General features: G+C 37.7%; 18 protein-coding genes and 1 CRISPR repeat array. All 18 genes read left to right on the top strand.

The window, feature by feature from the left end:
• Positions 1-44 precede the first annotated feature (44 nt).
• The 18 genes from TLET_RS01090 to topA all read left to right on the top strand — a co-directional run bounded on the left by TLET_RS01090 (position 45) and on the right by topA (position 25,413).
• Positions 45-1,778, top strand: coding sequence for an ABC transporter ATP-binding protein (locus TLET_RS01090; RefSeq protein ID WP_012002263.1), 1,734 nt, complete (start codon positions 45-47; stop codon positions 1,776-1,778).
• Positions 1,771-3,576: an ABC transporter ATP-binding protein gene (locus tag TLET_RS01085; protein WP_012002262.1), complete on the top strand. Its 1,806-nt coding sequence runs from the start codon at positions 1,771-1,773 to the stop codon at positions 3,574-3,576. Before TLET_RS01090 ends, TLET_RS01085 begins: the two co-directional genes overlap by 8 nt.
• A 237-nt stretch (positions 3,577-3,813) precedes the next feature.
• The gene (gene cas6 / locus TLET_RS01080; RefSeq protein ID WP_012002261.1) at positions 3,814-4,575 is read left to right on the top strand and encodes a CRISPR-associated endoribonuclease Cas6; all 762 of its coding nucleotides are present in this window, start codon (positions 3,814-3,816) and stop codon (positions 4,573-4,575) included.
• Positions 4,576-4,582: 7 nt separating this feature from the next.
• Positions 4,583-5,083: a CRISPR-associated protein Cas4 gene (cas4, locus tag TLET_RS01075; protein ID WP_228369024.1), complete on the top strand. Its 501-nt coding sequence runs from the start codon at positions 4,583-4,585 to the stop codon at positions 5,081-5,083.
• 10 nt (positions 5,084-5,093) lie between these two features.
• Positions 5,094-6,077: a type I-B CRISPR-associated endonuclease Cas1b gene (gene cas1b, locus TLET_RS01070; RefSeq protein ID WP_012002259.1), complete on the top strand. Its 984-nt coding sequence runs from the start codon at positions 5,094-5,096 to the stop codon at positions 6,075-6,077.
• Positions 6,078-6,083: 6 nt separating this feature from the next.
• Complete coding sequence (cas2, locus tag TLET_RS01065; protein ID WP_012002258.1) at positions 6,084-6,347, top strand: CRISPR-associated endonuclease Cas2; 264 nt, start codon at positions 6,084-6,086, stop codon at positions 6,345-6,347.
• Positions 6,348-6,358: 11 nt separating this feature from the next.
• A complete protein-coding gene (locus TLET_RS01060; RefSeq protein WP_012002257.1) occupies positions 6,359-8,086 on the top strand; it encodes a TIGR02556 family CRISPR-associated protein in 1,728 nt (575 codons plus the stop codon).
• On the top strand, positions 8,070-8,954 hold the full coding sequence (gene cas7b / locus TLET_RS01055) for a type I-B CRISPR-associated protein Cas7/Csh2 (RefSeq protein ID WP_012002256.1): 885 nt from the start codon (positions 8,070-8,072) through the stop codon (positions 8,952-8,954). Before TLET_RS01060 ends, cas7b begins: the two co-directional genes overlap by 17 nt.
• Entirely contained in the window at positions 8,951-9,643 is a 693-nt protein-coding gene (gene cas5b / locus TLET_RS01050) for a type I-B CRISPR-associated protein Cas5b (protein WP_012002255.1), read from the top strand. The genes cas7b and cas5b overlap by 4 nt, the downstream gene beginning before the upstream one ends.
• On the top strand, positions 9,628-11,862 hold the full coding sequence (locus TLET_RS01045; RefSeq protein ID WP_012002254.1) for a CRISPR-associated helicase/endonuclease Cas3: 2,235 nt from the start codon (positions 9,628-9,630) through the stop codon (positions 11,860-11,862). Before cas5b ends, TLET_RS01045 begins: the two co-directional genes overlap by 16 nt.
• 427 nt (positions 11,863-12,289) lie before the next feature.
• A CRISPR array of direct repeats spans positions 12,290-15,177; the repeat unit is 30 nt; unit sequence GTTTCAATCGAACCTTAGAGGGATGGAAAC.
• Positions 15,178-15,337: 160 nt separating this feature from the next.
• Entirely contained in the window at positions 15,338-16,888 is a 1,551-nt protein-coding gene (locus TLET_RS01040; protein ID WP_012002253.1) for a glutathione ABC transporter substrate-binding protein, read from the top strand.
• A 52-nt stretch (positions 16,889-16,940) separates the two neighbouring features.
• Complete coding sequence (locus tag TLET_RS01035; RefSeq protein WP_012002252.1) at positions 16,941-17,858, top strand: ABC transporter permease; 918 nt, start codon at positions 16,941-16,943, stop codon at positions 17,856-17,858.
• A 2-nt stretch (positions 17,859-17,860) separates the two neighbouring features.
• Positions 17,861-18,709 carry an ABC transporter permease gene (locus TLET_RS01030; protein WP_012002251.1) on the top strand — a complete coding sequence of 283 codons (849 nt, stop codon included), beginning with the start codon at positions 17,861-17,863 and terminating at the stop codon, positions 18,707-18,709.
• Between the two features lie 8 nt (positions 18,710-18,717).
• The gene (locus tag TLET_RS01025) at positions 18,718-19,707 is read left to right on the top strand and encodes an ABC transporter ATP-binding protein (RefSeq protein WP_012002250.1); all 990 of its coding nucleotides are present in this window, start codon (positions 18,718-18,720) and stop codon (positions 19,705-19,707) included.
• Positions 19,695-20,669, top strand: a complete 975-nt coding sequence (locus tag TLET_RS01020; RefSeq protein ID WP_012002249.1) for an ABC transporter ATP-binding protein — start codon at positions 19,695-19,697, stop codon at positions 20,667-20,669. Before TLET_RS01025 ends, TLET_RS01020 begins: the two co-directional genes overlap by 13 nt.
• Positions 20,670-20,765: 96 nt before the next feature.
• A complete protein-coding gene (locus tag TLET_RS01015; RefSeq protein WP_012002248.1) occupies positions 20,766-21,818 on the top strand; it encodes a 3'-5' exoribonuclease YhaM family protein in 1,053 nt (350 codons plus the stop codon).
• Entirely contained in the window at positions 21,808-23,226 is a 1,419-nt protein-coding gene (locus TLET_RS01010; protein ID WP_012002247.1) for a phosphoglucomutase/phosphomannomutase family protein, read from the top strand. The genes TLET_RS01015 and TLET_RS01010 overlap by 11 nt, the downstream gene beginning before the upstream one ends.
• Positions 23,227-23,244: 18 nt before the next feature.
• Positions 23,245-25,413: a type I DNA topoisomerase gene (gene topA / locus TLET_RS01005; protein WP_012002246.1), complete on the top strand. Its 2,169-nt coding sequence runs from the start codon at positions 23,245-23,247 to the stop codon at positions 25,411-25,413.
• Positions 25,414-25,629 lie beyond the last annotated feature (216 nt).

Raw genomic sequence — 25,629 nt, 5'->3', positions numbered from 1 at the left:
AAAATTCTTCAGATGTCACTTAAAAGTCAAGGAGAGAATCCATTATGAAAGTGTTTTTGAGATATCTCAAACCTTACTGGCTTTCAACTGTGTTAGCACCTCTTTTCATGGTTATAGAAGTAATATGTGATCTTGCACAACCAACCCTTCTGGCCCGTATTGTCGATGAAGGCATAGCTCGGGGAAATTTACAACTTGTCTGGAAAACAGGAATTTTCATGCTTCTTGTTGCTTTAATTGGTGCCGTTGGTGGTATCGGTTGCACTATCTTTGCCAGCCATGCCAGTCAAAATTTTGGCGCCGATCTCAGACGAAATCTTTTCAAAAAAGTTCTGAGCTTTTCCATCACTAATGTGAATAAATTCCATACTTCCTCGCTGATCACGCGGCTCACAAATGATGTTACACAACTTCAAAATCTGGTCATGATGCTATTGAGAATAGTTGTCAGGGGACCTCTTCTCTTCATTGGTGGTATTTTGATGGCAATTTCTATAAATGCACATCTTTCTTCGATATTTATTTTTTTGATTCCTCCGATAATTTTTCTTTTCTTATGGCTCACGAAAAAGGGTGACCTGCTGTTTCGAAAAATCCAGGACAGCGTAGATAGAGTGAACGCCGTGGTAAGGGAAAATCTTCTGGGCGTCAGAGTAGTTAGAGCTTTTAGAAGGGAAGAATATGAAAAGGAAAATTTTCACAAAAACAATGAATTGCTGAAAAATTCTATGATTAAAGCTTTCTCTCTTATAGTTTTTGCTCTTCCTGTTTTCATCTTCATAGTAAATGCAGGAACAATTGGAGTTCTCTGGTTTGGAGGAGTTCTGGTTAAGAAAAACCAGATGGAAGTTGGCAACATCATAGCTTATACAAACTATCTGATGCAGATCATGTTTTCTCTCATGATGATAGGAAATATTCTCAATTTTGTTGTGAGAGCAGGCGCTTCTGCCAAAAGAGTGTTAGGAGTACTGGATGAACAACCGGCAATTCATGAACTTCAAAATGCCTTATATGTTCCTGAAATAAAAGGAAGAGTAGATTTCGAAGACGTTGAATTCAGATACTCTGGAGACACCAGCCCCGTTCTCAAAAACGTGAACTTTTCTGTAAAATCGGGAGAAGTTATAGCAATCTTGGGAGAGACAGGATCTGGTAAAACCACACTCATGAACCTTATACCGAGGTTGATTGATGTCACCTCTGGCGATGTTAAGATTGATGATTCCGACGTGAGAGTATTAAAATTGCAGAATCTCAGAAAATACATAGCCGCAGTTCCTCAGGAAACGAATCTGTTCTCAGGAACTGTGAAAGAAAATTTAAAATGGGGAAAGGAAGACGCAACAGACGAAGAAGTAATCAAAGCAGCTAAAATAGCTCAGATACATGATTTTATCATCAATTTGCCGCAGGGGTACGATTCATATGTTGAAAGAGGTGGAAGGAATTTCTCCGGAGGTCAAAAGCAGAGGCTTTCCATAGCCCGCGCGCTGGTGAGAAAGCCGAAAATACTAATACTGGACGATTGCACAAGCTCTGTTGATCCCATAACTGAGAGAAAAATCCTGGAAGGATTGAGAGAATATACAAAAGGGTGTACAACATTCATCATAACTCAGAAAATTTCGACGGCACTGCTTGCAGATAGAATACTAACCCTTCAGGAAGGAAAAATGGTTGGTTTTGGTACTCACGAGGATTTACTTAGAAATTGCAGAGCGTATCGAGAAATATATGAATCTCAACTTGGAAATGGAATGATTAACGATGCCTGAAATAGTGAGAAGACCACCACATGAAATACCGGTGAATAAGCCTGATTTAAAAAACCCGAGAGGTACTTTAAAGCGATTTCTAAATTATTTGAAACCTCATACAATCCTATTAATAGTGGTATTTCTTTTTGTAGTTTTATCCTCATTGATGAATGTCGTAACTCCTTATCTTATAGGAAAAATTATTGACGAGGTATTTATTCCAATGGCTTTCGAAAAACTTTTCAGGTACTTGCTAATTCTGGGCAGCTTTTATGCCATTATTTCTTTATCTTTCTGGATTCAGGGTAAGATCATGCTTAAGCTTTCGCAGGAAATTGTCTTCGATTTGAGAAAAGAGTTGTTTGAAAAACTCCAAAGAATTCCAATAGGTTTCTTCGATAAGACATCTCATGGAGATGTCATCAGCAGAATTGTAAATGATACAGACAATATAAACAACGTGCTTGCAAACAGCATCACTCAAACTTTTTCAGGAATCATCACACTTGCCGGAGCTGCATTTATGATGCTTAAGGTTAATATACTGCTTTCTCTGGTCACTTTTTCTGTGATTCCCCTGACCCTTCTGGCAACCCGGATTATATCTCAGAGAACACGAAGGTATTTTTATGAGAATCAGCGTGTGCTTGGAGAGCTCAATGGCATAATAGAAGAGGATATATCAGGTCTTTCTGTGATAAAAATATTCACGCGCGAGGAAAAAGAGTTAGAGAAATTCAATAAATCAAACGAAAATTTGAGAGAAATAGGGGTAAAAGCACAGATTTTTTCAGGAATACTTGGCCCTATTATGAACATGATAAACAACCTGGGATTCGCGATGGTCAGTGGCTTTGGTGGATGGTTTGCCCTGAAAGGTATAGTTACAGTTGGGACAATTGCCACGTTTATAGGCTATTCACGCCAATTTACCAGACCATTGAATGAACTCTCAAATCAGTTCAATATGATACAAATGGCTCTTGCAAGTGCGGAAAGAATATTCGAAATCATGGATGTTGAGGAAGAAAACGATGATGAAAAGTCTGTAATTATTAGCGAAGCAAAGGGTGAAATAGAGTTTAGAAACGTATGGTTTTCTTACGATAAAGAAGTTCCTATCCTCAAAAACGTCAGTTTTCACATAAAACCAGGACAAAAAGTAGCGCTGGTTGGTCCAACTGGCTCCGGAAAAACCACTATAGTAAATCTGCTGATGAGATTCTACGATGTAGACGCGGGCCAGATACTCATAGATGGTGTAGATATCAGGAAAATAAAAAGAGTGTCTCTCAGGTCTATCATTGGTATAGTATTGCAGGACACTATACTTTTTTCCAAAACTGTCAAAGAAAACATAGGATACGGAAACCCAGATTCAACCGATAATGAAATAGAAAAAGCTGCAAAATTGACACATGCTGATCACTTTATAAAACATCTTCCACACGGGTACAACACTATTCTCACAGATAACGGAGAAGATTTAAGTCAGGGCCAGAGACAGCTCCTTTCCATCACCAGGGTCTTTCTGGCGAATCCAAAGATACTCATATTGGACGAAGCCACAAGCAATATAGATACAAAAACAGAAAAAAGTATACAGACTGCTATGTGGAAACTCATGGAAGGAAGAACAAGTATCATTATAGCCCACAGGCTAAACACTGTTAAAAATGCAGATCTAATAATTGTCATGAAAGGCGGTGAAATTGTGGAAATAGGCAAACATGAAGAACTCTTACAAAGCAAAGGATTTTACCACGAACTTTTCACAAATCAGTACGGAATTCTTCTGGAGGAAAATGAATCCTAAAAACCTGGTGAACTACCCCCACCTATAGAGGTGCTGGTTTCGTGGTCAAGGCAACTTCCTTCATTGTATTTCCTCAGCTCCTTCCTTATAATGCTGACTATGCCACAGGGGAAGGAATTGCCAGGCGACATTCATCATCCACTTATGAAAGTGGGCAACTTCTGTCATAAATTAGGTGAAACAAATACATAAAATTGTGATAAACTTAAAATGTGATTGAAAGCTGTGGGGGGTTTAATGAGACTGGAAATTGTCTTCAAGACAGCTAACAGTTTCATACCTATCAATTATCAATATATGTTGTGCTCTTTTGTATATAAGAGACTTAAATATACAGATGAGAATTTTGCTTCTTTTCTCCATGAAGAAGGATTCAATGGCTTCAGAATGTTCACTTTTTCGCAACTCTTCTTTGAAAACTCTCATGTTAAAAATGGCTCCATAATAATCTCTGAAGGAAAAGGAAAATGGTACATTTCATCACTCAGTGAAGATTTCATCAGAAACTTTTTTTCTTCAATTATCGAAAACCCTTTTATCGAACTCGAAGGAGTATTATTCAATATTTTACAAGTCAGAGTGCTTGACGAACCAAAAATAACAGACCAGATGAAATTCATCCTGATTTCCCCTCTGGTTGTCAGCATACCTGTGGAAAATCAAGGGAAACTTTCTCACAAATACCTGACGCCGGAAGATGATTTCTTCCAGAACGCCATTAATGCCAACTTGATTAAAAAGTACTCCGCTTTCTTTGGAAAAGAAATCAGCTCTAAAGTTTATATACAACCTGATTGGAATTACATTCAAAGAAAAGGTAGAATAACTAAATTAATACAGATTAAAAATACCTTTGTGCGTGGTACAGTTTTTCCATTTTTAATCACAGGTGATCCTGGTCTCATTAAAGTTGGTTACGAAGCTGGTTTTGGTGAAAAGAATAGCCTTGGTTTTGGTATGGTTAAAGTCTGCAGAAATGACAACAATTTAAATTTTTAACGAAGGAATGTTGAAAATGATTACCGGGACCGTATTACTCAGTTTTACCGTATGCGAAAGAGAAGCATGGCTCATAGCCCATCAAATAGAGCCTGAACAATCCAATCCTTTTATAGAGATTGGAAGATTGATACACACAGAAAGTTATAGAAAAAATCAAATCAGGGAAATAGCACTTCCTGGCATAAAGATTGATATGATCTACAGCCAGGGGCAGGTAACTGTTGTCGGTGAAATAAAAAAATCCTCCAAATTTTTGAAGGGAGCGCGGCTACAACTTTTGTATTATCTAAGCGAGCTCAAAAAGCGGGGGGTTCACGCTGCCGGAAAAATAATGATTCCGAAAGAAAAAAAGCAAATAGATATCAATTTAGACGATCAGGGGATAAAAGATCTGAACCAGGCTATAGAAAATGTAGAAAAATTGATTTCTCTCCCAAAGATACCACAAAAGATCAGAAATGCATTCTGCACAAAATGTGGCTACGAACAATTTTGTTGGTCCTGAGGTGATATTCGTGGCTGAACCAGTGTACATATTTTCAGATGGCACTCTCAAGCGTAAAGAAAATACCATCATGCTCGAAACTCAGTCAGGTAAAAAGCATATACCTGTCGAGAACGTATCAGAAATAAAAATTTTTGGAGAAGTGGACATTAACAAAAGATTACTCGAGTTTCTAACGCAGAAAAATATCATCGTTCATTTTTTTAACCGCTATGGTTATTATGTTGGAAGCTATTATCCAAGAGAATTCCTGAACAGTGGAATGATCATACTCCGACAAGCTGAATTTTATTTAAATTCAGTTAAAAGGCTGGAGCTGGCAAGATTGTTTGTAGAAGGAAGTTTAAAAAATATCATCAACACAATAAAGAAATACAACGAAAATGGCCGATTCTCAAATACTATAAATGCGATTGAGTCACATATTAAAAATTTAAAACAATGCATCTCTGTTGAACAATTAATGGCTTTAGAAGGGAATGCACGGGAGATTTACTATCATTGTTTTGACAATTTCGTCAAATCGGGTGATTTTCATTTTGAAGATCGTAGCAAAAGACCGCCTCAGAATGAATTAAACGCTCTTGTAAGTTTCGGCAACAGCCTTCTTTACACAACGACACTCTCAGAGATTTATAAAACCCATCTTGATCCCAGGATAGGTTTCCTTCACACAACAAACGACAGAAGATTCACTTTGAACCTTGATATTTCAGAAATCTTTAAACCTATTATCGTTGACAGATTGATTTTTACACTGATAAATAGAAAGCAGATCAAAAAATCTGATTTTCACGAAATAACAGGCGGAATATCACTAAAAGAAAATGCACGAAGAACATTTGTTCAATCCTTTGAAGAAAAGCTTAAAGATACCATTTACCATTCAGGTTTGAAAAGAAAAGTATCTTTTAGAACATTGATCAGAACGGAAGCATATAAAATTGAAAAACACATTCTGGAAGACGAACCTTACAGTCCTTATCTTGGGTGATTTACTGTGTATCTCATAGTCACATATGATGTGGGAGAAAAACGAGTGGCGAGAGTTCTGAAAGTCTGCAGGAAATATTTAAACTGGGTTCAAAACTCAGTTTTAGAAGGCGAGATAACAATCGCAAAGTTTGAAAAACTTAAATTGGAGCTTGAAAGAAGCATTGACAAATCAGAAGATTCCGTAAGAATCTATATCCTAAAAAATAAATCTTTTTTTGATCTAAAAACGCTCGGCAATGAAAAAGGAACAGTAGATATCATTTATTAGGGGGGGTATTTGTGCTCACAAAGATTATCAAGATAGGTAAACTTTATCAGCAGGAAGAGCTTTTTGAAAATTTTGCCAAGACTTTCAAGTCAAACTTGCTTGTAGCGCTTTACTTTGATCTTGGGCCACCTGTTCAGTACATTTCTTCACATATCATCGAGCCTCCTGAAAATTTGCAAAAACTTCTTTACTACGACCAAAAAGGCAATGTATCAGGAAAATCACCAACTGTCAGCATAACTTTTAAAAATGAAGATGGCTCTGAAAAAATCCGAAAAGGTGTTGAAAAAGCTATACTCAAACTCAAATCATTTTTCAAGCACCCGATGTTGAAAGATTTTGAAAATTGCATAAATGACGAATTTGAAAGTATCGTGCTTGATGTAGAAAAACTTCTGACTGATCAAAAAAACCTTAAAGGCGTTTATTTAACTGTCAAACTTCTCAGGCACGATAGTGAACTTTTTCCTTCTGAACATGGTGAATTTGTAAAAGCCTTTATCGACAACATTCTGAAAAAATCGGTCGAAGGTGGCGAAGAGGGTATATGCACATTTTGTGGAAGAAAGAAGATTGTTTCAGCAACGGTAAATGAAGTTTTCAAATTTGCCACATTTGACAAGCCCGGTTTCTGCCCAAGTTTGAAAAAAGATGATTCAATAAAAGTACTACCGATATGCGATGAGTGCAAATCTCAGCTTCAAAATGGTGCAAACAAGGTTATTCAGGAATTGTCATTCAACTTTCTGAAAAACCAAAACCCTCTCTGGGTGATTCCATCGATTATTGAAGAAAATAGCGAAGAGATCCTCAAGAATGTAATCCAGAGAATAGCAGATACATCTAAAAAATTGAAAGATTTTGCAAACTCCGAACGTGAAATAGAGCTCGTTTTATCCGAAGAAAAATCGACCGTGCATTATGACTTTCTTTTCATGGAATTAAACCAAAATCAACAGAGAATAGAACTTCATTTGACAGAAATCTCTCCAACAAGATTGAAAAAAATTGTTCAATCTATTGATGACTCAAAACGAAGAATTAAGATCGATGACCTTCCAGAACCTTCTCTTGGAATGTTGTGGAAACTTTACGAAAAACCATCGGGTAGTGATAAGTCGAGAAAAGATTATCTTGCACTTGTGAAAAGTATTTTTCAGGAAGAGCCATACAGCTATTCCAGGCTTTTGTGGTATTTCATGAGGAAAATAAGAAAATCTGCTATAACCGAAGGTGCATGGTGGAGAAAATTGACATACGTCAGCTTTGCCGCTATCCTGCATCTGAACCAAATAAATGTGTTGAATTTGCGAAGGGGGGAATACATCGTGAGCAGTAGTGAAATTGATCAGTTTTTCAACAGTTATCCGGAGTTTTTCAATCTACCATGGAAAAAGGCTGTGTTCTTGACAGGCGTTCTGGCAGGTAAAGTGTTATCTGTCCAGTATGCTAAAAGGCAAGCAACGCCATTTTTTAAAAAATTCAAAGGATTGAAGATGAATATGCAAGATGTCATGGGACTTCTGGCCGATATTAGAAACAAACTTCAGCAATATGATGCTTACGGGAAAAAAAGTGATGAGCTACTAAAAACAGCGGCGGAATATTATCTGCAATCTTCAAAATCTAATACAACTATTGATGAGCTAAATTTCATCTTTACACTTGGTCTGGCGTATGCAGGAAAAGAACCTTTCAAAAAATACGAGGAGGTTGAAGAATATGAACAGCAGATCTGAAATACTGTTTTTATATGATGTCAAATGGGCAAACCCAAATGGAGATCCACTCGACGAGAACAAGCCAAGGATAGACGAGGAAACGGAAAAGTGCATAGTAAGTGACGTCCGGCTAAAAAGAACAATCAGAGATGAATTGCAAGAAAATGGAGAAATCATATGGGTATCGGGTGAATCAGTTAATCCAGATAAAAGGCGCGGAGAACTTGGTATAAAGGATAAAACAGACGCACTGAAGTGCATCGATGTCAGGCTTTTTGGGGCAGTTATACCCATATCAAAACAGGCCGACACATCTTTCACAGGCCCTGTTCAATTCAGACCCGGCACATCATTACACGCAGTAAAAGTCGTTTTTCAGCAGGGTACAGCTGCTTTTACAAGCGGAGAGCAGGCCCAGCAGAGAAGTTTCAGAGAAGAATACCTGATTCCGTACGCCCTCATATGCTTTTATGGGATAGCGAATGAAAACGCCGCGAAAATAACAAAATTAACTGAAGAAGATATTAAAAAGCTTCTCAACGCAATGTGGAATGGAACTAAAAATCTTATAACCCGCTCAAAAATGGAACACAACCCAAGATTACTGCTAAGAGTTGTTTATAAAGAAGGTATCAATTATCACATAGGCGAACTTGATTCCTACATAAAGTTGTTGAGTGATATCGAAGAAAAGAGTATAAGAGATACTGCTCAAATCAAACTTGATATATCAGAATTACTCACAAAACTAAGTCAAAATAAAGAAAAAATAGACCACATTGAATACAAAGAAGATGGAAGGTTGAAACTGGTGAAAAACGGCGAAGATATAATCTTGAAAAACGAGCTTGACAATCTTGGATTAAGGGCAGTGGCACTACAATGAAGGTAATTGTTTTCGATGTAAAGGGTAAATATGCGCTTTTCAGGAGAAATTACACAACAAGTAGTTCAACATCCTATAACTTTCCTCCAAGGACATCTATATGCGGTTTGCTTGGAGCTATCATGGGTATACAAAATGAGGCTACTCAATTCAGTAAACACTTGAGAATTTTCGATAATGCTCACATAGCCCTTAGAGTACTCGTTCCTATCAGAAAAACAACGATGGGTGTTAATTATGCTGAAACAAAATCAGGCAAAAATCAGAGAACACAGATTATACTTGAATTGATCAAAGAACCTGTTTATAGAATCTACGTTTCTGAATTTTCACAATTCGACCAATTGAGAAACCATCTCGAAAATAACACATGTGTTTTCACTCCATATCTTGGTCAGGCTCAATTTATAGCAAAAATCAGCCACGTTGGCGTTTTCGAGGCAAAATCAGTTTTTCCTCCAGTGGTGGTGCATTCGGTTCTAAAAATTACCGATGGAATTCGTATTCAGCCGCAAGAAAATTCTATTTTACTTAGAGAACAAATGGTCCTTAACATGGACGATGAAAGGCACCCTGTTGCTTTCGCATCATACTGGGTCGAAAAGAATGCCAGGCCTCTGGAGGTTATCAAGCATCCAAACATTTTCAGAATAGAGGAGCTTGATGAAAACATATGCTGGATGGATTAAAGTCACACCCGGAAAGATTGTTGCTGGACCATATTAATGGAGTTAAAAAAAGAGCTCTGGAAAAAGCAAATTCAATCAAATGGAACAATTTTGGTATAACTGAGAAAGATGCTATAAAACTAATCGAGATATGTGCTCTTTGCCACGACTTTGCCAAAGCATCTTCAGGATTCCAAAAATATATAACATCTTCGAAAAAAGGGGTGCATGTAAGTCATGCCCCCCTTTCTTCAATCATTACCTACCACATAGCAAAAAATACAGGATTTGAACCGAAGTATGCATCATTTGCATATTTCGTCGTAAGATGTCATCATGAATCAATGAAAGATTTTCAGGCTTTTGGAGAAAACCTCGAGGCTCTTGAAAAACAGATGAGTTCTATTCCAAAAGAGTTCATTGACTGGGTTGAATCAAAATTGAATACTCAGGTAACTCCAAAAATTAGTGAAATTTACGGTAAATTAGAAAAAGACGTAGCAAAGCTCAATTTTTTCCGACCTTTTTCACTGAAAGATTATCTTTTTGTACATACGCTGCTTTCCATCCTGGTTTCTTCAGATCATGAAGATGCTGCATTGCATGATACTCCCTTAATTTTAAAAACTCGATTGACGCTTGAAAACTTGAGAAAATACATGCACGCAATACCAGAAGATAATCCACTTTATTCTCTGAGAAAGGAATTTCACATTGATCTGGACAACTCGCTCAAATATTTAGATGATTCAAAAATATACTCAATCACAGCTCCTACTGGTCTTGGAAAAACTCTGGCTAACCTGAAAGTAGCTTTATCTTTATCAGATGAATCTCTAATTGTCTATGCTTTACCATTCATAAACATAATAGACCAGACTGTGGAAACTTTTCAGAAAATAATGCAAGATACAGAATTTGATGCAAGTACAATACTACCTTATCATCATCTGGCTAATCCAAAATACGAAGAAGACATATACGGCGAAAAAGCTATTCAGAAGGTTCTGATAGAAAGCTGGCATTCTCAGATAGTAGTCACAACCTTTGTAGGTTTATTCGAATCACTTCTAACAAGTAAAAGAGTGCCGTTTTTCTATAAACTTCTCAACGCGACGATAATACTTGACGAAGTTCAATCGATTCCTCACAAATACTGGAATCCTCTGGCTGATATTCTAAGTTGCCTCAGCGAATTTGGCACCAAAATAATATTCTCTACTGCTACCCAACCTATGATCATAACAAAAACCAGAGAGCTCATAAATAAAAATTACAATTCAAAACTCAACAGAACCAGAATTCATTATTGTGGAGAAATAGATTACCCATCTTTCATGAAACAAGTGGAAGAAGAAGCAAACAAGTGTTTGGAAAAAAATCAAAGGTTACTTGTTGTTGTGAACACAATAAGACAATCTAAAGAGCTTTTTAATCATCTGAGATCAACCATTGATATAAGCAAATTAGTTTATCTATCTTCAAACGTTATTCCCAAGCAAAGATTAGAAAGAGTCAGCGGACTTAAGAAATTGAAAAATCAAGGAATAATATGCATAAGTACTCAGGTAATAGAAGCCGGTGTGGATCTTTCTTTCAATAAAATTATAAGAGATGAAGGCCCGATAGACAGCGTTATTCAAGTAGCAGGAAGATGCAACAGGAACTTCGAAACTCCTATTTCATCCGCACACATTTATCGTGTCATTGACAAAGAAAGAAATAGAAGCTTTTCTTCATATGTGTACGATCATTTTCTACTTGATATGACAAGGGAATTGCTCTCATCAAAAAAAGAATTCGAGGAAAAAGAATTCCCAGAGATCGTCTCAAGATACTTCAATATGGTTAAAGAAAGGGGAAATACTGATCGTGAAAATCTAACAGAACAACTTCGGCTATTAAAATTTGAAGAAATATCCTCAAAATTCAAATTGATAGAAAAAAGATATGATACAGTCCCGGTGTTTATAGAATATGATGAATATGCGCAATTTTTGAGAAAAAAATTAAATGAGACCCTGAACAGCAAAATGGAAAAATTTGAAAAACTGGCACAGATTTCAGAATTAATAAGACAGATGTCTCTCTATACGATAGATGTACCGTTGAAAAGCGAAGATCTAAGAGGAGCTCTGTTGATAGAAAATGGTTTTTTGGTCGTTACAAAAGATAACCTCAATTATTGGTATGACGAATATACTGGTTTTCAAAGAAGCCAGGAACTGATGATTTTTTGATTAAACTTAACACTTATTAATTCATCATTTTGCAAAAGTGAAGAAACAAATACATGAAAAACCTGGCATAATAGACGAGAATTACTTAAGAGAAGTGATTGATAGATTTATAAATTAAATAATTCTAACCTTGTGAATTATTATATAGAATAGCAATTTGTGGATTGAATAATTTTTATTAAGATTGTATTCAATAACCTTGTGACATTTCACTTGAATTTCTAAGATTTGTTAACAAACACCCCCAAAATCGCCCTTTTTTCCAGAACCTCCAATAAGTAATTTTTCCCCGTACATTTTTTACTATGTGCCTTTATAAATTTTCCCGCTTTTAATGCTCGCCTTTATATATTCTTGCATGCCATATAGTATAATATTTATTGACAAATCTGTTTCTGGGGATTATTATTTGTTCAGTATCTTATGGGTTTCAATCGAACCTTAGAGGGATGGAAACCAGCAACAATTGGAGCACTCACGATCGCATTTGGAAGTTTCAATCGAACCTTAGAGGGATGGAAACCAAACACAAGATCAATATCAAGAGCAATATCAAGCGAGTTTCAATCGAACCTTAGAGGGATGGAAACAACGTCTATTGATGCTCTTGCTGATGAAATTTCTGAGTTTCAATCGAACCTTAGAGGGATGGAAACAGAGCTTGCTCAAAGTATCGGTATCGTTGCTCCAACGGCGTTTCAATCGAACCTTAGAGGGATGGAAACAAGATTGTGCAAGATCGCGATAGCCTGAGTAGAACGGTTTCAATCGAACCTTAGAGGGATGGAAACATCCTTTCGTATACACTTGCCAAAAGGCCAATGCCGGGTTTCAATCGAACCTTAGAGGGATGGAAACAGCTTCCTCGGAAGTTAATTCCGCCTGGTGATTGAAGTTTCAATCGAACCTTAGAGGGATGGAAACGCTGTAATTACTGCCATCCAGTTTTTCCCTCTTTTGGTTTCAATCGAACCTTAGAGGGATGGAAACAACCCATTAATGGTGTGAATTTCACAATCGAAGTCGTTTCAATCGAACCTTAGAGGGATGGAAACCAAGTTGGAGAAAGTCCATTGCTTGGGACGCGTCTAGTTTCAATCGAACCTTAGAGGGATGGAAACTTCCAAATATTAGCGATACTTCATTCAAATATCCAAGTTTCAATCGAACCTTAGAGGGATGGAAACCTGTTCTGGAGTCAAACTATCCAATAGCGAAAATCCGTTTCAATCGAACCTTAGAGGGATGGAAACAGTCTCCAAGATCTGGATTCAAAAATTCAAACGCTTGTTTCAATCGAACCTTAGAGGGATGGAAACCATCGATGATTTGAATGAATTGAAGGATATAGTGGAAGTTTCAATCGAACCTTAGAGGGATGGAAACAACGGTGTTCTGTTCAAATTCGAGGCCTCAACGACAGTTTCAATCGAACCTTAGAGGGATGGAAACAGAGCTACAGCAAAAATATGAGACACTTCAGCAGGCGGTTTCAATCGAACCTTAGAGGGATGGAAACACCAAAGTCCCAATAACTACCATATGCAAATGTAACAGTTTCAATCGAACCTTAGAGGGATGGAAACGGACGTGTTCGCGATCATCTCAATTGAATCAAGTTGGTTTCAATCGAACCTTAGAGGGATGGAAACCACACATATAATGGTGCAACACAAGCACTACGATTCCCGTTTCAATCGAACCTTAGAGGGATGGAAACAAGCATACTACAACGAATTCGCGACAGCTTACGGAGTTTCAATCGAACCTTAGAGGGATGGAAACTCGAGAATGTCTCCAAGCAGAACGAAGTAAGTCGCCGTTTCAATCGAACCTTAGAGGGATGGAAACAGTATTCGGAATATTTAGCTCGGATGATATTGTTAAGTTTCAATCGAACCTTAGAGGGATGGAAACAGCAAATTGTTGAGACATGTTTTGAAGAAGAAGCGGTTTCAATCGAACCTTAGAGGGATGGAAACCTCGGCTACTGTTATGTATAGATGTTTGTCAGCATCGTTTCAATCGAACCTTAGAGGGATGGAAACGTGCATCGATCTTTTTGTCATCGTATGGTTTTCTTCTGTTTCAATCGAACCTTAGAGGGATGGAAACAGAGATGAGCCCGCACGAAGCCTTTGAGCAGGCAATGTTTCAATCGAACCTTAGAGGGATGGAAACTTGCACCTCGTTTGGAACCAAATTTGTGCTTAACCTGTTTCAATCGAACCTTAGAGGGATGGAAACAACTTAGGAAAAAGCTTAGGAAGTTCTCGCAGATTATGTTTCAATCGAACCTTAGAGGGATGGAAACATGCTGGTGGGTATGATTCAGCACTTGGTTATACTGGTTTCAATCGAACCTTAGAGGGATGGAAACGGATATTTTTCAGCTAAATATTCTCTTTGTTCTTTCAGTTTCAATCGAACCTTAGAGGGATGGAAACCCCCAGAGCAGGCCAGGGAGATTCTTAAGAAGCACAAGTTTCAATCGAACCTTAGAGGGATGGAAACGGAGAAAACAATTTAATTCTCCCAGATTTTGCAGTTGTTTCAATCGAACCTTAGAGGGATGGAAACTTGTGGTTGTGTTGGGAATAGCAATGCTCATATCAGGTTTCAATCGAACCTTAGAGGGATGGAAACACAATACTCAATGAGATAAGCACACCAACATCTTATGAGTTTCAATCGAACCTTAGAGGGATGGAAACATCGCAGCAACGAAGGACACAAAGGCTTCTTGCGTGGTTTCAATCGAACCTTAGAGGGATGGAAACTGTATACCTTCCCGTCTAACCACACTATACCACCACAGTTTCAATCGAACCTTAGAGGGATGGAAACTATGAAAACCTCCTCAAAATTTATTGAGTTATCCGCCGTTTCAATCGAACCTTAGAGGGATGGAAACCTGTCTGGGTGATATAAACAAATTTTGATACCACTAGTTTCAATCGAACCTTAGAGGGATGGAAACAACAAGTCCAGACACAGACACAAACAAATACGGAAACGTTTCAATCGAACCTTAGAGGGATGGAAACATGAACACAATACCATCCCTCAACTTTTTCAAATCTTGTTTCAATCGAACCTTAGAGGGATGGAAACACAGCAGTTTGATATTGCTCTTGAAGCTTCTGAACTGGTTTCAATCGAACCTTAGAGGGATGGAAACAAAGTTTTCCAATCCGTCCCAGTGTATGCAAGGCGAGTTTCAATCGAACCTTAGAGGGATGGAAACTAACTCCAGGTATACCGAACGCAGATGAGATAGTCAAGGTTTCAATCGAACCTTAGAGGGATGGAAACTTAGCCACACTTCAACCATTTTTGCCCATCGAAACTCCCCATTTTCCCTGAATATTCCTCTTCGATGTTTATTATTTCTACACATTTAGTAAAAAAGCTTGACAAGATAATTTTGCCATGATAGAATTTTGGCTAAATATACCAAAAGGGGGTGAATTTATTGAGAAAAACCGTTTCCTGGTGCATTTTACTTCTTTTTACGTCCTTTTTCGCGGCAAATCTTGGTGGAACGTTGAGATTCCTCATCGGGGTTGACATCACAACTTTGCTTGGTCCAAATATTCCAGATTCAGTAAGTAACATAGTTGCCAGTCACATTTTTGAAGGGTTAATAGACGTAGATGAGAATCTCAAAATTATTCCATCTCTTGCCGAAAGATGGGAAATTCAAGAAAACGGGACCGCCTACGTGTTTTTCCTTAGAAAAGGTGTAAAATTCCACGATGGTGAAATTTTCAACGCTTATGCCGTCAAGAAACATTTTGATTACGTCCTTGGTTCTTCTCTGAGAAATGTTGGTATGTTCAAAGGTATCATTAAAGAAGTGCAGGTAGTTGACGATTACACCGTAAAAATCATCCTGTTCAGACCATATCCGCCGATATTGTATCGATTAGCTACATCTTCTGCCGCATGGATAATTTCTCCCAAAGCCATCGACGAATTTGGATCAGATCCAGCATTATTTGGTAAAAATCCAATTGGCACAGGACCTTTTATGTTTAAAAGCTGGAAAGCTGGGGAAAAAGTAGAACTCGTTAAGAATCCCAATTACTGGCGCGAAGGATTACCATATCTTGATAGTCTTGTTTTCTCTATCGTTTCTGAGGACATTTCGCGAGTTACGCAGGTTAGAGCAGGTGATGCTGATGTTATGTATAATCCACCTCCAGCTCTGGTTCCTGCACTCGAAAAAGATCCTAAACTTAATGTAATAACGATACCCACGGTAAGAGTAATTTACATAGGGTTGAACAGTTTAGTTCCACCTCTGAACGATGTTAGAGTCAGACAAGCATTAAATTACGCTGTGGATAAAGAAAAACTGTGCAGTATCATAATGAGAGGAATGGCGCGTCCATCAGATTCTCCTCTGTCGAGTATCACCTATGGTTATACTTCAACTGGCGGTTATCCATATAACCCTCAAAAAGCCAGACAACTTCTGAAAGAAGCAGGATACGAGAATCTAAAACTGGAATTAATCACACCCAAAGGAAGGTATTTGAACGACTACGAAACCGCCGTGGCTATACAGGGGATGTTGAGTGAAGTGGGGATAGACTTAGATGTAAAACCTATGGAATGGGGGACCTATGTAGCAAAGATACTTTCAAACAAGCCTGAAGATTGGGATTATCAAATGTTCCTGCTTGGCTGGGCACCAGGAACTGCCGAAGGTCACTGGGTACTGTTTCCACTCTTTCACTCTGTTAACCAAATGGGAAATCCTGAAGGTACAGCAAGGTATAATAATTTCTTCTACAGAAACCCGGAAGTTGATGATCTCATCGATAAAATAGGCAAAGAACTTAATGAAGAGAAATTAATGGAATATTATGCCGAAGCGCAAAAAATAATCCTTCAGGATGCACCGTGGTTATTTCTTTACGAAATGAAAATTGCGACAGTATCAAGAAAAGAAATCAGAGGTCTCAAAATTTATCCTACAGAACGTTTTAATATGACTTATGCGTGGATTGAAAAATAGTTTTCAAGGGGTGTGATGTTATCACACCCCATTTACCTGCGGGGTGTCTCAAATGATTAAATTTGTTAGTCGTAGATTGCTTTTACTTATACCGGTGATCATTGGAGTTTCATTGATATCATTTTCCATAATGCACATGATTCCTGGTGATCCTGCACGCATAATAGCTGGTGAAGGAGCAACGAAAGAAGATATAGAGGTAATACGTACAAAATATGGTTTGGATAAGCCATTGATCGAACAGTACATCAGATTTATGAGGGGAGTTTTGATAAATGACCTTAGGTCAATTAAGACTGAAAAACCTATCTTTGGAGAAATTTTGCCGCGATTTTCAAATACTGTTCAACTTGCAGCTGTGAGTATTGTTATTTCATCTTTAGCAGGTATCTTTCTTGGAATAATCTCTGCTGTAAAACGTAATACCTGGGTAGATAATTTTGCAATGATCTTCTCACTAACAGGTGTTTCAATGCCTATTTTCTGGCTCGGTATTCTCTTGATAATAATTTTTTCGGTCGTGCTTAAATGGCTTCCTTCTGGAGGAAAAGGAGGTATACAGCACATTATTTTGCCTGCTATAACTCTCGGCTTAGCAACATCTGCAGTAATAGCTCGAATGACACGTGCGAGTATGCTTGAAGTTCTCAATCAAGATTATGTGAGAACCGCCAGAGCTTTTGGGCTGCCTGAGAGAAAAATCGTATACAAATACACTCTCAAAAATGCTCTTGTACCGGTTATCACAGTCATAGGATTGCAATTTGGTTATCTTCTTGGCGGGGCTGTTCTTACAGAGAGTGTGTTCGGCTGGCCTGGACTTGGCAAATATATCGTGGATTCAATTTTCAGCAGAGATTATATTGCTGTTCAGGTCGGAATAATGATTATAGCAGTTTCTTTTGTTCTGGTTAACCTGATTGTTGACATTCTTTATGTATTTGTAGATCCAAGATTGAGGCGGGGGTAAGTATGCCAAAAAAAAGTTCATTAGTCATGTTCAAAAGAATAAGTAAAAACAAAGGAGCTCTTTTTGGAATGTTTATAGTAATATTGATGATAACTGTTTCGATAATTGCACCATTAATAGCTCCTTACGATCCTTATAAACAGGATTTACTTTCAAGTCTCCAGAGACCTTCTTTAAAGCATGTTTTCGGTACAGATATTTTTGGAAGAGATGTATTGAGTAGAGTTATTTACGGTGCAAGAACTTCTATTTCAATATCTTTTTTTGCAGTTTTGATTGCTATTTTCATAGGAACAACTGCTGGAACATTTGCAGGTTATTTTGGAGGAACGATTGATGAGGTATTGATGAGATTTCTGGATATATTGATGGCATTTCCGGATATACTGCTCGCAATAGCGATTGTTGCAGCATTAGGACCAGGAAAATCTAATCTTATTATGGCTATCGCTATTTATTCTTTTCCACAGTTTGCAAGAGTCATGAGGGCATCAGTTTTGAGCGTTAAAAATAGCGAATATGTTGAAGCAGCAAAAGCTATCGGCGAATCTAATATTTCAATAATGATAAGATACGTGGTTCCAAATGCAATAACACCAATAATAATTCAAGCAACACTCAGAATGGCAACAGCTGTGCTGACAATATCTGGATTAAGTTTTCTTGGATTGGGTGTTAAACCCCCTGAAGCCGAGTGGGGAACTGACCTTGCGATGGCAAGAGTCTACATAGAGATAGCCCCTCATCTTGGTATATTCCCTGGTCTGGCGCTTTTTCTGACAGTTATGGGTTTTAATCTTTTTGGTGATGGGCTCAATGACGCTCTTAACCCTCGTTTAAAGGACAGGTGAGTAGTAAAATGAATGAATTACTTAAGATAGAAAACCTTAAACTTTACTTCAACACTGAAGAAGGTGTTGTAAAGGCTATAGAAGATGTTAATTTAACTATCAATACAGGGGAAATTGTTGGAATAGTAGGTGAAACTGGGAGCGGAAAATCTGTTACAGCGATGAGTATATTGAAATTGATACCATCGCCTCCTGCCAGGTATCTTAACGGAGAAATCTGGTTCGATGGACAAAAAATTGACAATCTTTCAGAAGAAGCTATGAGCAATATAAGAGGCAAAAAAATAGCCATGATTTTTCAGGAGCCAATGACTTCATTGAATCCAACTTTCACAATTGGAGAACAAATTTGCGATGTAATAATGGCTCATATGCAAATTCGTAAAGAAGAGGCTTTCAAAAAGGCAATCGAAACCTTTAAACTGGTTAAAATGCAGGACCCTGAATCTTTAATGATCAAATACCCACACCAACTTTCTGGAGGAATGAGGCAAAGAGTAATGATCGCGATGGCACTGGTGTGTAATCCAAAACTGCTAATTGCAGATGAGGCAACTACTGCTTTGGATGTTACTATTCAAGCGCAAATTCTTGGGCTGCTCAAGAAGATGAACAAAGAGCTTGGATTAAGCATTTTAATCATCACACACAGCCTGGGTATTGTTGCACAAATTTGCGATAGAGTGGTAGTCATGTATTCAGGATATACAGTAGAGTCCGGCAATGTGTACGAAATATTCAACAGACCTTTACACCCCTACACCAGAGGGCTTTTAAATGCTATTCCATCTGTCGAAAACAAGCTGGAAACACTTAAAGCAATTGAAGGTACAGTTCCTGATTTAATAGATCCACCAGTGGGCTGTCGTTTTCATCCGCGATGTGGGAGAGTTATAAAAGGTCTGTGTGATGAACATGTACCAGAATTAACGGGTTTTGACCACAAAGTTGCTTGCTTCAATCCATATGATGGTGGTGATGAAAATTGGAGATCCTGAAAGTAGAAAAATTAGTCAAAACTTTTTCGGTGAAAAAAGGGTTTTTTGGTAAGTATTTTCAAATTAAACCCCTTGATGAAGTTTCTTTTTCTCTTAGAGAAGGCGAAACACTCGGGGTAGTTGGTGAATCAGGATGTGGTAAAACGACGCTCGGAAGAACTGTTATAAAGCTTCAAAAACCAGATGGTGGTAAAATTTTTTTTGATGGCAACGATGTAACAGATATACCCGAAAAAGATTTCCAGAAATACAGGAGAAATATTCAAATAGTCTTTCAAGATCCATTTTCGTCGCTTAACCCAAGAATGACTGTTTATGAAACACTTGCCCGTCCGATCAGAATTCATAAAACAGTTCCAAAAAGCGAGGAGAAAAAAACAATAGTTCGCACACTTGAAAGTGTGGGGTTAAAAAAAGAGCACATGAACAGGTTCCCACACGAATTTTCCGGTGGTCAAAGGCAGCGAATAGCAATTGCACGTGCGATAATCACCAGACCAAAATTTATTGTACTCGATGAACCCACGTCCGCACTCGATGTCTCTGTGCAGGCACAGATCATCAATCTTCTGAAAAAACTGAAAAAAGATTTAAAATTGACATATATGTTTATATCTCACGATCTTTCGGTTATTAAATTTTTAAGTGATAGAGTAGCTGTAATGTATCTTGGTCAAATAGTTGAAATGGGTAAGACTGATCTGGTAATCAATAACATGCTCCATCCATACACAGAATTACTTTTCAATTCGGTACCAATACCGGATCCTGCAAAAAAAATGAATTTCGAATTAGATGCGAGTGAGGTCCCCTCCTTGATTAATTCACCTGCTGGATGCCCTTTTTTTGATCGATGCCACCTGAGGTTAAAAGAGTGCAATCGTCTCAGACCGAAATTAGAAGAAGTAGAGAAAGATCACCTCGTTGCATGTTTTTTATACCATAAAACCGTCCACAGATAAGATAGCCTCCAAAAGTATTCGTATTTTGTATTTTTAACGCAAATTAATAGATAATCAAAGTCGTGTTGTACAATAATTACGAGGAGCGTGAATATCGTGAAACTTGGAGATAGGATTCCAAAAGAAATTTTTAACGAACTCAAGCCGAGTAAGGAACCTGATTTTCCATATCTCGAGGACTTAGGCAGCAAAGTAAATGAAAATGTCCAGGTCATAGCTAAGGTAACAAGCAGAAAACTTCAAGAGGCCCGGGATCAGAAAAAGTTTCTCCTCATGACTTTATCAGATAAAACAGGTAGTATCAGGGCAATAGACTGGTATAATGCGGATGAGAATTTCTTGAAAATAAACGATGGAGATGTAGTGGTTGCCAGGGGAAGGATAGTCTATTTTGAAGATCATATACAGTTGAATCTCGAGAAATCTGCTGACTCTATAAAAAATTTGAATGATTCAGAATACGATTTTCGCAGATTTTTGGAAGTAACATCGCGTGATATAGATAAAATGTATGAGAAATTGATAGTCTTTGTCAAAGAAATCTCGGATTCTGATTTGAAAAAGTTGCTGGAAAAGATTTTCATTGAGGATACAGAGTTTGTCAAATTGTTTGTTCAATGCCCAGCGGGGGTGAGTGTACATCATGCATACATCGGAGGATTGCTTGAACACACTGTAGATGTTGTGAGCTCGTGCAAGAAAATCTGGCAAGTGTATGATTCTATGCTAAACAAAGATCTTCTGCTCGCTGGCGCGATGATTCACGATATTGGAAAAGTCAGAGAATACAGAGTAACTCAGAAAGGCTTTGAAGTCACAACTGAAGGCGAGTTGAAAGGACACATAGTACTTGGAGTCGAGGCAATCAGAGAAGTCGCTTATAAAATTGGTCTAACCGGAAGTAAATTACTTCACCTTGAACATATAATTCTTTCTCATCATGGTGAAATTGAATGGGGGTCGCCTGTGGTTCCAAAAACAGCTGAGGCTTTTGTTATTCATTCCCTCGAAAATATGGATGCAAAGCTTGCAAGATTCAGATATTTGCAGGAAAAGGGTAAGAAAAATGGGAACGAGAAAATCTGGACAGATTATGATAGGCACCTTCAAAGACGCCTTTGGCTGGGAGGGCAAGAAAATGAAGATTAAATTTGGTACCTCTGGCTGGAGAGCTATTATGGGTGATCAGTTTACATTTTCCAACGTGAAAATTGTAACACAAGCTATTGCTGAATATTTGAAGAAAAATGGCGGCAGGAAAGTGATCGTGGCACGTGACACCCGTTTTATGACCGAAAACTATGCACAGCTTGTTGCTGAAGTTCTTGCGGCAAATGGTATAAAGGTTTTGATGCCCGAAAATCCAACTCCAACACCAGTTGTTTCTTACGCCATAAGACATTATAAGCTTGATGGCGGGATAAACATCACTGCATCGCATAATCCACCGGAGTATTGTGGAATAAAATTCAATCCATCAGATGGTTCTCCTGCTCCAACAGAAGTAACAAGTGAGATAGAAAAACTCATTGAGAAAATAGATGAACGGAAAATACCTCTAATGAATCTTCGTGAAGCAAGCTCAAAAGATCTTTTTGAGATTATCGACCCAAAACCGGATTATTTTAAAGCGCTATCAGAATTAATCGATATCGAACGTATTAAATCTGCTGGTTTGAGAGTTATTGCAGATCTATTGTACGGATCTTCCATCGGATACTTAGATGACTTGTGTCAGACGATTTGTTCAGATTTGGATGTTGTCCATAATTACAGAAATCCATATTTCGGTGGTGGAAGACCTGAGCCGGATGAAACAAGGTTGTCAGAATTTTCCAGCAGGATAAAAAATCTCAACTGGGATGTTTTGATATCTACCGATGGCGACGCAGATAGATTCGGCATACTTGACAATAATGGCGAATTCGTGAAACCCAATGAGATTATCGCGCTTCTTGCCTATCATTTATACAAGAATAAAGGTAAAATTGGTCCAGTGGCAAGAACAATAGCCACTTCTCATGCCGTTGACGCTGTGGCTCATACATTCAAACAAAAAGTTCTCGAAACACCTGTTGGATTCAAATTTCTCGCAACTGTACTTATGTCCGAGAATGCAGTAATAGCCGGAGAAGAAAGTGGTGGTTTATCCATAGCGAATCATGTTCCCGAGAAAGATGGTATACTCGCATGTTTACTGGTTCTTGAAATGATTGCCTATGAAAAAAAGAGTCTTTCTGAAATAAGAAAACAATTTGAAAAAGAATATGGAAAATTTAACAATACAAGAATAGATATAGATTTCCAGAGTGATGAGGAAAAAAAGCAGTTTCTGGATAAATTTAAGAATATTGAAGATTACCTGGTCAATCTGAAGATAGTTGACGAAGATTCCGTGGATGGAATGAGATATTTTTTTGACAAAGATGGTAGCTGGCTGCTCGTAAGACCTTCTGGAACAGAACCGATAGTTCGTATCTATTTAGAATCAAGAGATTTGCAAACACTACAAACGATGTTGAGTGCAGTCAGAAAAATCAGCAGATATGCCGAGTAATTCTGAAAGGAGGAAAAAATGGCTAATAAAATAATAATTGTTGAATCACCTGCAAAAGCAAAGACAATAAAAGAAATATTGAAAGGAGAGTATGACGTACTTTCCTCAAAAGGTCATGTGCGCGACTTACCAGAAAAAGAGTTTGGTGTGAATATCGAAAAAGATTTCGAACCAACATTCAAGATAATATATGGAAAAGAAAAAATTGTTCAGGAGTTGAAGAAAAAAGCGAAAAACAAACAAGTTTTGCTGGGTTCTGATATGGATAGAGAAGGAGAGGCCATAGCGTGGCATCTGGCAGACATCCTTGGTGTTGCTAACGAGAAAAATAGAATCATTTTCAACGAAATAACTCCTCAGGCTATAAAAAATGCTGTCAAAGAGCCACGAAATATAGATATGAACAAAGTACATGCACAACTGGCAAGACGTATTCTTGACAGAATAGTAGGTTATAAAATAAGCCCGCTGTTGTGGAAAATGCTTAAGACAAGTTCAAGTGCTGGGAGGGTACAATCAGCAGCTCTAAAAATAGTATGTGAAAGAGAAATCCAGAGACATAAATTTCAGCCAAAGAAGTTCTGGAAAGTGCAGGGTTATATCGGATCTCTGAAGTTTTACCTGACACATATAGATGGAAAAAAAATTGACATGCAACAGATAGACGAAAAGCTGGCAAAAGAAATAGAAAAAAATGTTAAGGTTTTAAAAGTCATTCAGATCAAAACCAGAAAAATACAGAAAAAAGCCCCTTCACCATTCATTACAAGTACCTTGCAGCAAGAAGCAGCCAATAAACTCGGTTTTTCAGTGAAAAAAACTATGCAGATCGCCCAGCAACTCTACGAAGGTATAGATACGCCAAAAGGCCACAGGGCATTTATAACCTATATGAGAACAGATTCAACAAGGGTTTCTGAAATAGCAAAACAAAAAGCAATAGAGTTTATCACAGATAAATTTGGCAAAAATTATTTAGGGAAGAAAGTGAGAACAGAAAAAGCAAAACAAAATGTTCAGGATGCTCACGAAGCAATCAGACCTGTCAATATTGACCTGACGCCAGATCAAGTGGAAGGTGATCTTGGCAAAGATCAATACAGGCTCTACAAATTAATCTGGGAGAGGTTCATGGCCTCACAGATGGCAGACGCTATTTATGAAGAAACAACAATCCAGTTTCAATCAGATAGATATACTTTTGAATCAAAAATCGAGCGCAGAATATTCGATGGCTTTGAGATAATTCTGAAAAAAGACAAAGAGCAAGAGATAACTATTCCTTCGGGGGAAATCCGTATAAGTAAATGGCAAATAGAAGAAGATGAGACGAAACCCCCCGCTCGATATACAGAAGCATCTATGGTACGTGCCCTGGAAATCAGAGGAATCGGTCGGCCCAGTACATACGCCACAATAATATCAACGCTCCTTGAAAGAAAATATGTCATTAAATCATCAAACCAGCTCATCCCAACAGTAATGGGTTTTGTAGTTAACCACTATCTGGAAAAAAAATTCCCTGAAATAGTAGACCTTCAATTCACAGCAAAAATGGAAGAGGCCCTCGACAAAATTGAACAGGGTCAGAAAGATTACAAAGAACTCTTAAGAGATTTCTACAACGACTTTTCGAAATATCTCGATGAAGCTCAACAAAAATGGCTTTCAATAGACATGAACACAAATTTGGAATGTGACTGCAAAAGCAAGTACAAACTTAAAGTCGGGAGATATGGTCTGTACCTTCTGTGCGAGAATTGCTCAAAAACAACGTCATTGGCTCTCGAAACGCCTGCTGTGTTTTATGAAAACACAATGTATTTTACCCATCAGGAAAAGGAATCTATCGAAACAGTGTGCCCGGTATGTGGAGGAAAGCTTGAACAAATGAGTGGCAGATATGGCAATTATATTAAATGCCAGAATTGCGGAAAGACATATACAGGCTTTGCAAGAGGAAAATGCCCCAAATGCTCAGCAGTTGTTGAAAAGAAGATTAGCAAGAACAAAAGAATCTTCTTCAAATGTACCAGTGATAATTGTGATTTCATAAGCTGGCTGGAACCATCGAATGAAACATGCCCAGAGTGTTCTCAGAGACTATATTACAAAAAATACAGATCAAAAGAAGTTCTTTACTGTCAAAACTGCAAGAAAACTTTTCAACTAAAAACAAAAAAGTAGAATAAAAATGCACTTTGTATTGAATTAATGTGATTATCCCGATCAACCGGAATATTGGCTTTTTCTTTTTGACTTTCTTTGTGAAGTAAAAAATAATAATCTTAAATACAATTTTACGAAGAGTCTTATGAAAGGTATAAATCTATAAGCTTTAGATACGATTTTCTTAATATTAAGGTTACGTCAGTTTTAGATAAAAACATGCATAATATGTTT

It is taken from the genome of Pseudothermotoga lettingae TMO (genome assembly GCF_000017865.1).
GTDB classification, from domain to species: Bacteria; Thermotogota; Thermotogae; order Thermotogales; family DSM-5069; genus Pseudothermotoga_B; species Pseudothermotoga_B elfii.
This window is presented reverse-complemented; position numbering and strand designations above follow the sequence as displayed.

Bases quoted from the DNA above. Each gene is read 5' to 3' on its own strand.
- TLET_RS01010 (WP_012002247.1), top strand. From the start codon at position 21,808: ATGAAGATTAAATTTGGTACCTCTGGCTGGAGAGCTATTATGGGTGAT.
- TLET_RS01090 (WP_012002263.1), top strand. From the start codon at position 45: ATGAAAGTGTTTTTGAGATATCTCAAACCTTACTGGCTTTCAACTGTG.
- TLET_RS01025 (WP_012002250.1), top strand. From the start codon at position 18,718: ATGAATGAATTACTTAAGATAGAAAACCTTAAACTTTACTTCAACACT.
- TLET_RS01030 (WP_012002251.1), top strand. From the start codon at position 17,861: ATGCCAAAAAAAAGTTCATTAGTCATGTTCAAAAGAATAAGTAAAAAC.
- TLET_RS01035 (WP_012002252.1), top strand. From the start codon at position 16,941: ATGATTAAATTTGTTAGTCGTAGATTGCTTTTACTTATACCGGTGATC.
- topA (WP_012002246.1), top strand. From the start codon at position 23,245: ATGGCTAATAAAATAATAATTGTTGAATCACCTGCAAAAGCAAAGACA.
- TLET_RS01045 (WP_012002254.1), top strand. From the start codon at position 9,628: ATGCTGGATGGATTAAAGTCACACCCGGAAAGATTGTTGCTGGACCAT.
- cas6 (WP_012002261.1), top strand. From the start codon at position 3,814: ATGAGACTGGAAATTGTCTTCAAGACAGCTAACAGTTTCATACCTATC.
- cas5b (WP_012002255.1), top strand. From the start codon at position 8,951: ATGAAGGTAATTGTTTTCGATGTAAAGGGTAAATATGCGCTTTTCAGG.
- cas4 (WP_228369024.1), top strand. From the start codon at position 4,583: ATGTTGAAAATGATTACCGGGACCGTATTACTCAGTTTTACCGTATGC.
- cas7b (WP_012002256.1), top strand. From the start codon at position 8,070: ATGAACAGCAGATCTGAAATACTGTTTTTATATGATGTCAAATGGGCA.
- TLET_RS01085 (WP_012002262.1), top strand. From the start codon at position 1,771: ATGCCTGAAATAGTGAGAAGACCACCACATGAAATACCGGTGAATAAG.